General features: G+C 72.5%; 10 protein-coding genes. 5 read left to right on the top strand and 5 right to left on the bottom strand.

What is annotated here, in order from left to right; genetic code table 11:
• Nucleotides 1-19: 19 nt before the first annotated feature.
• The 5 genes from rpmA to ASG96_RS15925 all read right to left on the bottom strand — a co-directional run bounded on the left by rpmA (nt 20) and on the right by ASG96_RS15925 (nt 5872).
• Entirely contained in the window at nt 20-289 is a 270-nt protein-coding gene (gene rpmA / locus ASG96_RS15945) for a 50S ribosomal protein L27 (protein ID WP_020144532.1), read from the bottom strand.
• A 39-nt stretch (nt 290-328) separates the two neighbouring features.
• Entirely contained in the window at nt 329-637 is a 309-nt protein-coding gene (gene rplU / locus ASG96_RS15940; RefSeq protein WP_028785644.1) for a 50S ribosomal protein L21, read from the bottom strand.
• Between the two features lie 125 nt (nt 638-762).
• A complete protein-coding gene (locus ASG96_RS15935) occupies nt 763-4062 on the bottom strand; it encodes an Rne/Rng family ribonuclease (protein WP_057588686.1) in 3300 nt (1099 codons plus the stop codon).
• 209 nt (nt 4063-4271) lie between these two features.
• Nucleotides 4272-5045 (bottom strand): TIGR03936 family radical SAM-associated protein, encoded by a 774-nt coding sequence (locus tag ASG96_RS15930; RefSeq protein WP_057588555.1) that lies wholly within the window; start codon nt 5043-5045, stop codon nt 4272-4274.
• A gap of 53 nt (nt 5046-5098) precedes the next feature.
• Complete coding sequence (locus ASG96_RS15925) at nt 5099-5872, bottom strand: 1-acyl-sn-glycerol-3-phosphate acyltransferase (protein WP_057588554.1); 774 nt, start codon at nt 5870-5872, stop codon at nt 5099-5101.
• A gap of 224 nt (nt 5873-6096) precedes the next feature.
• Here ASG96_RS15925 and valS point away from each other — a divergent pair, with 224 nt between their 5' ends.
• The 5 genes from valS to ASG96_RS15900 all read left to right on the top strand — a co-directional run bounded on the left by valS (nt 6097) and on the right by ASG96_RS15900 (nt 12555).
• Nucleotides 6097-8763: a valine--tRNA ligase gene (gene valS / locus ASG96_RS15920; RefSeq protein ID WP_057588553.1), complete on the top strand. Its 2667-nt coding sequence runs from the start codon at nt 6097-6099 to the stop codon at nt 8761-8763.
• A gap of 103 nt (nt 8764-8866) precedes the next feature.
• Nucleotides 8867-9601, top strand: coding sequence for a DUF4129 domain-containing protein (locus ASG96_RS15915; protein ID WP_057588552.1), 735 nt, complete (start codon nt 8867-8869; stop codon nt 9599-9601).
• Nucleotides 9598-10239 carry a hypothetical protein gene (locus tag ASG96_RS15910; protein ID WP_057588551.1) on the top strand — a complete coding sequence of 214 codons (642 nt, stop codon included), beginning with the start codon at nt 9598-9600 and terminating at the stop codon, nt 10237-10239. The genes ASG96_RS15915 and ASG96_RS15910 overlap by 4 nt, the downstream gene beginning before the upstream one ends.
• 3 nt (nt 10240-10242) lie before the next feature.
• Nucleotides 10243-11235 (top strand): MoxR family ATPase, encoded by a 993-nt coding sequence (locus ASG96_RS15905; RefSeq protein ID WP_057588550.1) that lies wholly within the window; start codon nt 10243-10245, stop codon nt 11233-11235.
• Between the two features lie 6 nt (nt 11236-11241).
• Nucleotides 11242-12555: a DUF58 domain-containing protein gene (locus ASG96_RS15900; RefSeq protein ID WP_057588549.1), complete on the top strand. Its 1314-nt coding sequence runs from the start codon at nt 11242-11244 to the stop codon at nt 12553-12555.
• The last annotated feature ends 524 nt before the right edge of the window (nt 12556-13079 follow it).

The following is a 13079-nucleotide window of genomic DNA, read 5'->3' as shown; positions in this document are numbered from 1 at the left end:
CAGTGGTGATCAGCTGTGATCACTCGGCAGCTGCGGTCTCGACCTGCTCGATGTTGACCGTCTTGCGGCCGCGCTTGGAGCCGAACTTCACGGCTCCGGCGACGAGGGCGAACAGCGTGTCGTCGCCACCGCGACCGACACCCTCGCCCGGGTGGAAGTGCGTGCCGCGCTGACGGACGAGGATCTCGCCCGCGTTGACCTTCTGGCCACCGAAACGCTTGACGCCGAGGAACTGTGCGTTCGAGTCGCGACCGTTGCGGGTCGAGGACGCACCCTTCTTGTGTGCCATGTCAGTCCTTCTCTCGTGAGTCTCTGGGTTCCGGGTGGATCACGCGTTGATGGCGGTGATCTTGACCTGGGTCAGCGGCTGACGGTGGCCCTGACGCTTGCGGTAGCCGGTCTTGTTCTTGTACTTCATGATGACGATCTTGGGGCCCTTGGCGGCCTTGACGACCTCGGCCTTCACCGACACCTTGGACAGCTTGTCGGCGTCGGACGTGACCGTGGTCCCGTCCACGAGGAGCAGCGGCGTGAGCTCGATGGCATCGCCGGGCTGACCCGTCACCTTGTCGACGAGCAGGACATCGCCCACCGACACCTTCTCCTGGCGACCGCCAGCGCGAACAATCGCGTACACAGTGAAACTCACTCTCTCATCAAGGGTTGGTATCGCCGCTTTCGGCACCGGCCCGTCAACACGGGCCCGGTGGGCGCACCAAGGACAAAGATTACCGGCTGGGAGGGCCCAGATCCAAACCGAGGTCAGGCCTCGCCGGTGGTGCCCGACCGGGGCGGGCCCGCCGGAGCGACGACGCGGCCGCGACGACGCCGGCCACGGGCGGCGGGCTGCATCTCGACGGCCGCCTCGACCGGGGCGGGGCCGCTGGTCTCGGCGCTGACCTCGGGCGGGGTGGGTGCCGCCTCGGCGGTTCCTGCGTCACCAGCGCCTCGGCCGCTGCCGGTCTCGTCGGTGACGTCGGACTCCAGCTCGACGTGGGCGCCGCCCTGGGTCGCCTGCTCGTCGCCGGGACCGACGTCGTGGGCGTCGTCACCCGACCACGGGCCCTCGTCCTCGGGGAAGCCGTGAGCGGCGCTGACCTCCGCGACCGCCTCGGCCGCCGCCTCGCCCACGGGCTGACCGGACGCGCTCTTGAGCGCGGCCGCGTGGGCCGCTGCCGCGATCTGCGCGGCGGTGGGGCCGTTGCCCTTGGACTCGGCGGGCGACGCCTGCTGGGCCTGCTGGGCCTGCTGGGCCTGCTGACCGGACTGCTGCCCACCGTTGCCGTTGCCCTGTGTGCCGCCCTGGCTCGTGCCCTGGCCGCGGCCGCGACGGCGGCTGTTGCTGCTGCCGCTGCCGCCGCTCTCGCCCTGGCTCTGCTCGTGCTGGTGGGCACCCTTGTCGACGGGGTCGGTGTGGATGATGAAGCCGCGGCCGTTGCAGTGGTCGCACGTCTCGGAGAAGACCTCGATGAGGCCCGACCCGACGCGCTTGCGGGTCATCTGGACCAGGCCGAGCGAGGTGACCTCGGCCACCTGGTGCTTGGTGCGGTCACGACCGAGGCACTCGAGCAGGCGCCGCACGACGAGGTCGCGGTTGCTCTCGAGGACCATGTCGATGAAGTCGATGACGATGATGCCGCCGATGTCGCGCAGCCGGAGCTGGCGCACGATCTCCTCGGCCGCCTCGATGTTGTTCTTGGTGACGGTCTCCTCGAGGTTGCCACCCGAGCCGACGAACTTGCCGGTGTTGACGTCGACGACGGTCATCGCCTCGGTGCGGTCGATGACGAGGGAGCCACCGCTCGGCAGCCAGACCTTGCGGTCCATGGCCTTCGAGAGCTGCTCGTCGACGCGGTGGTGGGTGAAGAGGTCCTCCTCGGCCGTCCACTTCGTGACGCGGTCGGCGAGGTCGGGCGCGACGGAGGAGATGTAGGGGTGGATCTCGTTCCACGCCTGGTCGCCGGCGACGACGAGCTGCTTGAAGTCCTCGTTGAAGACGTCGCGGATGACGCGGACCGTGAGGTCCGGCTCGCCGTGCAGGAGCATCGGCGCCTGGCCGCCGGTCGCGGAGCCGACCGCGCCGTTCTTCTTCTTGCCCTTGCTCTTGCCCGCGCGGGGGATGGACGCCGCCTCGGCCTTGGCCTGGATGTCCTCCCACGTGCGCGTCAGGCGCTCGACGTCGGCGCGCAGCTCCTCCTCGCTCGCGCCCTCGGCCGCGGTGCGGACGATGACGCCGGCGGAGTCCGGCACGACGTCGCGCAGGATCTTCTTGAGGCGGGCGCGCTCGGTGTCGGGCAGCTTGCGGCTGATCCCGGTCATCGAGCTGTTGGGGACGTAGACGAGGTAGCGGCCCGGCAGCGAGATCTGCGAGGTGAGACGCGCGCCCTTGTGGCCGATGGGGTCCTTGGTGACCTGGACGAGCACCGTCTGGCCGGAGCCGAGGGCGTTCTCGATGCGCTTGGGCTGGTTGGCCTCGAGGCCGGCGGCGTCCCAGTTGACCTCGCCGGCGTAGAGCACGGCGTTGCGCCCCTTGCCGATGTCGACGAAGGCGGCCTCCATCGAGGGCAGGACGTTCTGGACGCGGCCGAGGTAGATGTTGCCGGCCATGGACACGTTCGTGGCCTGGTCGATGTAGTGCTCGACGAGGACGCCGTCCTCGAGCACGCCCATCTGGGTGCGCCCCTCCTTGTTGCGCACGACCATGACGCGGTCGACGGCCTCACGGCGGGCGAGGAACTCGGCCTCGGTGATGATCGTGCGGCGTCGCCCGGCCTCGCGGCCCTCGCGACGACGCTGCTTCTTCGCCTCGAGGCGGGTCGAACCCTTGACGGCCACCGGCTCGTCGCTCTGGCTGCGCGGCTGGCGCACCCGGGTCGAGACGTTGGGGGTGTCGTCACCGGAGTCCGGGGCGGAGCCCGCACGACGGCGACGACGGCGACGACGGCTCGAGCCGCCCTCGTCGTCGGAGTCGCCCTCGGAGTCGACCTCGGTGTCGTCGCCGGCGTCGTCCGCACCCTCGGCGGACCCACCGCGGGCGTCACCCGAGCCACGCGACTCGCGGGAGTCCTCGGCGTCGGCCGGCTGGTCCTGAGTGTCGTCGTCGTCGGTGGCCCGGCCACGACGGCCCTTGCCCCCGCGGCGGCGGCGCGATCGACGGGGGCTGCTCTCCTCGTCGGGCTGCTCGTCCGACTGCTCGTCCACGTCGGTCTGGTCCTCGGCGGCCACGCGGGCCTCGTCGTCCTCGACGTCGGGCGTCGGCTCCTCGGCCTCTGGCGGCGGGGTCCCGCGGCGACGGCGGGTCGGCACGGCCTGGCTGGCGTCGGGCGCCTGGAAGAGCACGCTGAAGCTGGGGACGACGACGCCCGGGCGAGCGTCGTCGGCGTCACCGTCGGCGGCCACCTGAGCCTCGCCGGTGTCCTCGGTCTCGTCGAGGGCCTCGACGTCGATGAGGGCGGAGAGGTCGATCACCGAGGCGTCGGCCGGTGCGGCGGTCTCGGACGCTGCCGGTGCAGCGGTGTCGGTGTCCGTGTCGGTGAGCGCACCGGCGACGAGCTCCTCCACGGCGGCACTGGCCCGGTCGGCCTTGGCGCGCGACCCGCGCTTCGTGGCCCGGGCGGCCCTCGGAGCCTTCCGGGCCTGAGGCGCCTCGGCGGGCTCGGCGGGCTCGGCCGCGGTCTCGGGGGCCTCGGTCACGGTCTCGGTGGACTCGGCGGGCTGCGCCTTCTTGCGCGTGGCGCGCTTGCGGGCCGGGCGCTTGGCCTCGGTGGCCGGGGCGGGGTCCGTGGCGTCGCCGGTCGTGGTCTCGCCTGTGGCGAGGGCCTCGGGTGCCGCGACGTCGGACGTGCTCGCCGGCGCCTCGGTCGGGACCTCGGTCGGGATCTCGGCCGACGGCACGATCGTCGTGGCCTTCTTCGTCGTGCGGCGCGAGGCGCGGCGACGCGGTGCCGGAGCCTCAGCAGCCGGGGTGGCGTCGGCCTGCGAGGTCTCGTTGCCCTGCTGGCCGCCCTGCTCGGAGGGGAACAGCGTGGCGTCGTCGCCGTTGGTGGTGTCGTTGGGTGCCATCAGGCAGCCTCCCGTCAGGTGCGGTGCGACCCACACGCGGCCGGGGCCGTCGACACCGCACGAGTGCGGTTGCAGTCGTCGCGCCGCGTCTGCGACGGGACGGAAGTCGTCTCGCTACATCTGAAAACGGTTCGCGCTGGGCGCGGCCCCGTGATCGAATGCCGTCGGCGTCCTGGTCGGCAACCATTTCGTCGTCATGACCTGGCAGGTCATTCCAGCGGGTCGGTCACCCGCACGTTTGCGGTGTCGAGCGGTCCCTGCGCCAGTCGCGTCACCAGTGGGGGGCGCGGAGGCTGCAGGTCGGCGATCTCACGCAGCGCGGTCAGAATGTCGTCGGGGCGTACAGCAGGTGTGGTGTGCCGTACGACCATGCGCAGTATCGCACAGTCGGTCCCCACTACGTGAGTCGTGACCGTATCGTCGAGCGCGTCGGCGGGGGTCAGCACGCGTGCGGCGACGATCGCGCCACGCACGTCGAAGGTGCGTGGACCCGACTTCGTCAGGCGGGTCACCTCGGCCGTGTCGCGCTCCAGGAGGGCGGTCACGGCCGCGTCGAGGCGCTCGACCGGCACCCCGGCGAACTCGAGCAGCCAGTCGCTCGCCTCGAGACGGTCGGCGAGCGCCCCGGGAGCGGCCTCGACGACCTGGAGGATGTCGATCCCCTCGGGCAGTGCCTCGTCGAGCGCGACCCGGACCGACTCGGGCTCGACCCGCTGCGTCACCGAGATCTCGAAGTACTCCGCCTCGCTGCCCGTGCCCGTGGCCGCCGCGTTGGCGTAGCTGATCTTCGGGTGCGGGTGGAAGCCGGCCGAGAAGGCCATCGGCACGTCGGCGCGGCGCAGGGCCCGCTCGAGAGCGCGCTGGAAGTCTCGGCTCGAGGTGAACCGCAGCCGCCCCCGCTTCGTGTAGCGGATCCGGAGCTTCTGGACCGCGGGGTCCGGTGCCGGACCCTCGGGGACGCGCTGACGTGCCTGACGAGCCATGCCCGGAAGGCTACCGGCGGCGGGGCGCTCCCCCGAACCGTCCGGTCCGGTGCTCAGTCGGTGGGGAAGCCGCGCTGCTCGTCGGCCCGGCGCCGCCGCTCCACGGCCTCGGCCTCGTCGAGGCGGGTCGCCTCGGCCAGCGTCGGCGCGGTGCCGCCCATGCTCGCCGGCAGGAACTTGAGGTCGGGTCCGGTGAGGGGTTCGTAGGCGGCCCGGGCGACCGCGAGCAGGTCGGCCATGACCGCCTTGTACTGCAGGGTGACGGCCTCGGGGTCGGCGTCGGGCGCCACCGCGATCGGCTCACCCACGTTGATGAGAATCGGCACGTTGGTGCGGCCGAGCCGCTTGGGGTGGCCCTTGGTCCACACGCGCTGGGAGCCCCAGATGACGACCGGCAGGATCGGCACGCCGGCCTCCTTGGCCATCCGCGCGGCACCGGTCTTGAACTCCTTGAGCTCGAACGAGCGCGAGATCGTGGCCTCGGGGAAGACGCCGACGATCTCTCCGGCCCGGAGCGCGTCGACCGCTGCGGCGTACGACGCCGCGCCCGCGGTGCGGTCGACGGGGATGTGGTGCATGCCGCGCATGAGCGGGCCGCTGACGGCGTGCGAGAAGACGCCGTCCTTGGCCATGAACCGCACGAGCCGGTCGGACTTCCGGGCGGCGAGCCCGGCGTAGGCGAAGTCCATGTAGCCGGTGTGGTTGATCGTCATCACCGCTCCCCCGGCGCGCGGGACGTTGTCGTCGCCGAGGACGGTGAACTTCAGCCCCTGCATCGCGAACACCCCGCGGGCGAAACCGATGACGGACGAGTAGACGGGCTCCATGGGGACACTCTGCCCTGCGGCACGACGCTTCGGCACGCCGATGGGCCGATGGGCCGTGCCGACGAACACGCCCTGACCGCGAGCACGAGCACAGGAGTGACGCACGCCACGCCGGACGTGGCCCTCACGGCCCGCGGCCCGGGCCGGACGGCATACGACCACTGACCGGCCGCGGGAGGAAAGCCGGTCGAGGGCACCCCGGCGCGCATGGAAGGATTGGGCGCATGACTGACACGCCTGCCACCACGACCTCGCGGATCCCCGAGCGACCCACGCTCGACGGCCTCGAGGAGAAGTGGATGCAGGTATGGGCCGACGAGGGCACCTACGCCTTCGACCGCGAGAAGGCCCTGTCGCTGCCCCGTGACCAGGTGTTCGCCATCGACACCCCGCCCCCGACGGCGAGCGGGAGCCTGCACGTCGGCCACGTCTTCAGCTACACGCACACCGACTGCATGGCCCGCTACAAGCGCATGCAGGGCCTCGAGGTCTTCTACCCCATCGGCTGGGACGACAACGGCCTGCCGACCGAGCGCCGCGTGCAGAACTACTACGGCGTGCGCGGCGACGCGAGCCTGCCCTACGAGGAGGGCTTCACGCCCCCCTTCGAGGAGGGCGTCGACGCGAACGGCAAGGCGATCAAGGCCGCCGACCAGCGTCCGGTCAGCCGCAAGAACTTCATCGAGCTGTGCGACGTCCTCACCGTCAAGGACGAGGTGACCTTCGAGTCGCTCTTCCGTCGCCTCGGCTTCAGCCTCGACTGGGACATCTCCTACCGCACCATCGACGAGCGCTCGCGCGCCGTGGCGCAGCAGGCGTTCCTGCACAACCTCGAGCGCGGCGAGGCCTACCAGAGCGAGGCCCCCGGCCTCTGGGACGTGACGTTCCAGACCGCCGTGGCGCAGGCCGAGCTCGAGGCGCGCGACTACCCCGGCGCCTACCACCGGGTCGCCTTCCACGGGCACGGCGGCGAGCCGATCTTCATCGAGACGACGCGCCCCGAGCTCATCCCGTCCGTCGTCGCGCTCATCGCGCACCCCGACGACGAGCGCTACCAGTCGCTCTTCGGCACGACGGTCACCTCGCCCCTCTTCGGCGTCGAGGTGCCGGTGCTCGCGCACCGCGCGGCCGAGATGGACAAGGGTGCCGGCATCGCCATGTGCTGCACCTTCGGCGACCTCACCGACGTCATGTGGTGGCGCGAGCTGCAGCTGCCGATCCGCTCCCTCATCACCCGCAACGGCCGCCTCCAGGCCGAGACGCCCGAGTGGCTCGCCGGTGGTCCCGGCGAGGCGCTCTACGCCGAGTCGCTCGCGACGAAGACGACCTTCAGCGCGCGCGAGGCCGTCGTGGCCGCGCTGCGCGAGTCCGGTGACCTCGACGGCGAGCCGCAGAAGACCCAGCGCAAGGCCAACTTCTACGAGAAGGGCGACAAGCCCCTCGAGATCGTCACCTCGCGCCAGTGGTACATCCGCAACGGCGGCCGCGAGGAGGCGCTGCGCTCCAAGCTCGTCGGCATGGGCGACGTGGTCGACTTCCACCCCGCCTTCATGCGCTCGCGCTACAAGAACTGGGTCGAGGGACTCAACGGCGACTGGCTCATCTCGCGCCAGCGCTTCTTCGGCGTGCCCTTCCCGGTCTGGTACCCCGTCGACGCCGAGGGCGAGGTCGACCACGAGCGGCCCCTGACGCCGCCCGCCTCCACGCTCCCGGTCGACCCACAGATCGACGTCCCCGAGGGCTACGAGGAGTCGCAGCGCGGCCGGGCGGGTGGCTTCGTCGCCGACCCCGACATCATGGACACGTGGGCCACGTCGTCGCTGACGCCGCAGATCGCCGCCGGCTGGCCGGTGCGCGAGGGGGCTGCCGAGGGCGACCGGCTCGGCTCGGACGAGGCGCTCTTCGCGAGCATCTTCCCCTACGACCTGCGCCCGCAGGGGCACGACATCATCCGCACCTGGCTCTTCGCCACGGTGACGCGCTCGTACTTCGAGCACGGCGTGGCTCCCTGGAAGCACGCCGCGATCAGCGGCTGGATCCTCGACCCCGACCGCAAGAAGATGAGCAAGTCCAAGGGCAACGCCGAGACGCCCGAGGACGTCGTCAAGGCCAACGGCGCCGACGCGGTGCGCTACTGGGCGGCCTCCGGTCGCCTCGGCACCGACGCCGCCTACGACACCGGCCAGATGAAGGTCGGGCGCCGGCTCGCGATCAAGGTGCTCAACGCGAGCAAGTTCGCCCTCGGCTTCGGTGACGTCGACGGCGACCTGCGTGCCGCCGTCACGCACCCCCTCGACCTGTCGATGCTCGCGGCCCTCGCCGACGTGGTCGACAAGGCCACGCAGGGCTTCGAGGGCTGGGACTACACGCGCTCGCTCGAGGCCACCGAGACGTTCTTCTGGACGTTCTGCGACGACTACCTCGAGCTCGTCAAGGACCGCGCCTACGGCGGTCAGGGCGACGAGGCGGCCGCGAGCGCCCGTGCCGCGCTGCGCCTCGCGCTCGAGACGCTGCTGCGCCTGCTCGCGCCGTTCATCCCCTACGCCACGGCCGAGGTGTGGTCGTGGTTCGGCGAGGGCTCGGTGCACCGCCAGTCGTGGCCCACCCGCGACGAGCTGCCGTCCGGTGGGGAGCCCGCGCTCCTCGCGTCGGTCGGCGCCGCCCTCGCCGGCGTGCGCAAGGTCAAGTCCGAGGCCAAGGTCGGCATGCGCGCCGAGGTGCGCACGATGACGCTCGTCGCCCCCGCCGCGTCGGTCGCCCACGTGCAGGCGGCCGAGTCCGACCTGCGGGCCAGCGGCCGCATCAGCGAGCTCGCGTATGCCGACGGCGAGGTCGTCGAGGTGCGTGACGCCGAGCTCGTCCCCGTCGAGAAGCCGCCCGCCCTGGGCTGATCCCCGCGGGTACGCCCGGTCGTTGCCGTCGGGACCTATCGGGACGGCAACGATCGGCCTGCTCCACGACTGTCGGCGACCGCGCTGGCATAGGGTCACTCGCATGTCGAGGCGGGGGGCTCAGGTCACCATCGTGGGTGGCGCCGTCGTCATGGCCGCTCTGGTCGTGGCCGCGCTGGGCCAACCCGTGCCGCTGCTCTCCCGCCCGGTCGACCCGCAGACGTTCACGCCGCTGCCGACCATCACGTCCCTCCCCCCGACGAGCTCGACGCCGCGGCCCTCGTCGACGGCCACGGCCCTGCCCTTCGACCCCTCACCCGTGCTCGTCACCCTCGTCCAGATCGTCCTCGTCCTGGCCGCCCTCGTGGTCCTCGTCGTCCTCGCGCAGCTCATCCGGTCGCTGCTGCGCCGACGCCCGCACCTCGAGCTGCACGAGGAGCCGGACTTCGCGATCCCGCTCGTGCCGACCGAGCTGCTCGAGGCGGCCCGGGACCGGCTGCGGGACCTCGAGACCGGCGAGCCCCGCAACGCCATCGTCGCGGCGTGGCTCGGTCTCGAGACGTCGGCCGCCGCGACCGGCCTGCCGCGCCTGCCCGCCGAGACGTCGACGGAGTACACCGAGCGCGTCATCGGCGTGTGGCCCGTCGACTCGGCGCGGCTCGGCGACCTCGCCGCCCTCTACCGCGAGGCCCGCTTCTCCGTGCACGACCTCGGCGACAGCCACCGCGACCGGGCGATCACCGACCTCCGGGTCCTCATCGCCGACCTCGAGCACGTGGCCCGACGCCAGGCCGCCGAGCGGGTTGCGTCGGTGTCCGCGCCGGAGGAGGCGTCGTGAGCAGCCAGCCGGACGGCACGCCTCCTCGGACGCGGCGCGAGGCGCGCGACCGTGCAGCAGCAGTGGCGGCGCCGCGACGCCCTCTCCCCCGCGGCGCGGTCCGGCGCGATCCGTCCCGGACCCGCGTGCTCGCGGTGGCCCTGCGCCCGTGGCGGCGACGCCTCATCGGCCTGTTCCTCACCTGGGTGGCCCTGGCGGCGCTCACGGCCGGGCTCGGTCTCGCGCCCGACGTGCCGGTGCTCCTCGCGATCCTCCTCGCCGTGGCGCTGCTCGTGTGGCACCTCATCGACCACACCGCGCCGCAGCACCTCACGGTGTGGCCGCTCGTCGACGGCGACCTCGGTGGCCACTCGCGCGGCAACGACTTCCGGGTCACCAACCTCGCCGGCCGCCTCGAGGCGGCCAACACCCGCAGGGAAGGACGCGAGAGCGTCGTGCACGACCTCCACCTGCAGCTGCAGGTGCTCATCCGCGAACGGCTCTACGCCAGGCACGGCATCGTCGCCGAGGAGGAGCCGAAGTGGGCCCAGGGCGTCACCCCGCCGGAGCTGTGGGACCTGCTCGTCGGGCTGCCGCCGCCCGACCTCTACCGTCCCCAGCGCCTCGACCCCATCCTCCGACGAATCGAGCAGTGGTAACGCATGACCGAGATGAACCTGACCCGGGTCAGTCAGCTGAGCAGCGCCGTCCTCGACGAGGTGGACCGCGCGGTCGTCGGCAAGCGCGAGGCCCTGCGCCTCGTCCTCTCCGGCATCCTCGCCGGCGGGCACGTCCTCATGGAGGACTTCCCGGGACTCGGCAAGACGCTCGCGGCGCGCAGCTTCGCCCAGACCCTCGGGCTCGACTTCAAGCGGGCCCAGTTCACGCCGGACCTGCTGCCCGGCGACATCACCGGCTCGTTCATCTACGACCAGCGGGCGGGCGAGTTCGAGTTCCGCGCCGGGCCGCTCTTCGCGGGCCTGCTCCTCGCCGACGAGATCAACCGCACGCCCCCGAAGACGCAGGCCGCACTCCTCGAGGCGATGCAGGAGAAGCAGGTGACCGTCGAGGGCCGCACGTTCCAGCTGCCGCGTCCCTTCCACGTCCTCGCGACCGCGAATCCCGTTGAGTACGAAGGCACCTACCCCCTCCCCGAGGCGCAGCTCGACCGCTTCCTCATGCGGATCTCGTTCGGCTACCCGACCCTCGACGAGGAGTGGGAGATCCTGTCGAACCGCATGGCGCGCCAGCGCGAGGAGCAGGAGCTGCGCGGCATCGTCGACGCCGAGCAGCTGCTCGCGATACAGGCTGCCATCGAGGCGACGGGCGTCGACGAGTCGGTCGGGCGCTACTGCGTCGCCCTGACGGCGGCCAGCCGCGTCCACGGCGACGTGCTCATGGGCGCCTCCCCTCGTGGCGCCCTCGGTCTGCTCCTGTGCGCCCGGGCGTATGCCGTCGTCGACGGTCGTGACTACGTGACCCCCGAGGACGTCAAGGCCGTGGCCGTGCCGGTCCTCGCCCACCGCATCACGGTCAAGCCCGAGCTGTGGATGAGCAACGCCTCCGGGCGCAGCATCGTCGAGAGCCTGCTGCGCACGGTGCCCACCCCGTCGGCGCGCGAGCACCTGGCCCCCAGCCCCTCGGCGGACGGCTGACCGGCCGTGCAGCCCTGGCGCCCCCACCGGACCGCCACCCGTCGACTCGGCGGGTGGGAGCCGACCGCTGCCCACCAGCGGGCGATCCTGCTCGCGGCCGGGGGCGCGATCGTCGCGGTCGTCGGCCGGCGCGCGGACCTGCTCGTCATCGTCGCGCCGCTCGTCGTCGCCGCCCTGTGGGGCCACCTCGTGCGCCCGCGCACCGAGGTGACCGGCACGGCGCGCCTCGGAGACACGACGCTGCGTGAGGGGTCGGTGACCGGGCTCTACGTGACGACCGAGCCGGCGCTGCCCGACGTCCACGGCATCGTCACGGTGGCGCAGGCGCCATGGGTCGAGCGCAAGCCGTCGAGCGGGATCGCGGAGCTCAGCGACGGTGCTGCCACGCTGGGACTTCGATCGACGCGTTGGGGCCGCCGCCGGGTCGGCACGGTCAGCGTCGCGCTCGTCAGCACGTGGGGAGCGTTCCGCGCCGGCCCGGTCGACCTGCCCGACCTCGACTCCGCGACCCTGCCCGTGCCTGCCTCGTTCGACGCCAGCGCCCCGACCCCGCACCCCCGCGGCATCGTCGGGCTGAACCGCTCGAACCGGCCCGGCTCCGGGTCGGAGTTCAACACGATCCGCCGCTTCCACCCCGGCGACCGCCTGCGGCGGATCCACTGGCCCGTCTCGATGCGCACCGGGGCCCTGCACGTCACGTCGACCTTCACCGACGAGGACGCCCATGTCTTCCTGCTCGTCGACTGCTTCAGCGACCTCGGCCCGCGAGAGGGCATCGACGGACGTCCGACGAGCCTCGACGTCACGGTGCGGGCCGCCGGCGCGATCAGCGAGCACTTCCTCCGGAGCAACGACCGGCTCACCCTGCGCACCGTCGGAGCGGCCGAGGTCCCGACGCTCGGTGTCGGGTCGGGCACCAACCACCTGCGGCGTGTGCTCGACACCCTCGCGGCCATCTCGCCGGCCACCGAGCGCCGCGACACCGGGGAGCACGCGATCCGTGGCGTCGACCCCAACGCCCTGTGCCTCGTGCTGTCACCGCTCATCGACCCGACCATGGTGACCCTGGCCCACACCCTCGCGGCGCGCGGCATGACCGTGGTCGTCGTCGACACCTTCCCCGACCACCTCGTCGCCGACCCGTCGAGCGTCTACCAGGCCCTGGCGTGGCGGATCCGGTTGCTGTCGCGCGACGCCGAGGTGCACAACCTGCGGCTGCGCGGCGTCCCCGTCGTCCCCTGGCGTGGGGCCGGCTCGCTCGACCAGGTGCTCCGCGACATCGCCCGTCGGGCGTCGGCGCCCCGGATGGCGAGGCGCTGACCGTGCCCCGACCAGCTGACGGCCCTCTGACGTCCGACGGGACCTCCTGGGTCGCCCGACGCGTGCGGCTGCGCCGGACGGTCCGGTTCGGCGCCGGCCCGGAGTGGTCGCTGAGCCAGCTGGGTGCGACCGGTGCCGCCGTGGGCGGCGTCGCCGTCTACCTCGCGAGCCTCTCCCTGGCCGTCGGCGGCTTCGACGCCCTCTGGTGGGCGCTCGTCCTGCTGCCGCTCGTCACCATCGCGTGGGCCGGCTCGGCGGCACCGCTCGCCTACTGGACCCTGCTGCTCTACGGCTGGTTCACGCTGACCCCGGCGGGGAACTTCTCCTGGTGGTCGCTCCCGGCTGCCGCGGGGTGCGTCGTCGGGCACGCGGCGGCGGCGCTCTCCGCGTCGTCGCCCCCGGCCGGCTCGTTCACCGCGCACACCGCCCGGCGCTGGGTGCGCCACACGGCCCTGGCGTTCGGGGCCGCCGTGCCCGTCGCGGTCCTCGCCGGGCTGCTCGCCGGGCGCTCGCTGGGACTCGTC

It is taken from the genome of Terrabacter sp. Soil810, from assembly GCF_001429645.1.
GTDB lineage: Bacteria > Actinomycetota > Actinomycetes > Actinomycetales > Dermatophilaceae > Terrabacter.
This window is presented reverse-complemented; position numbering and strand designations above follow the sequence as displayed.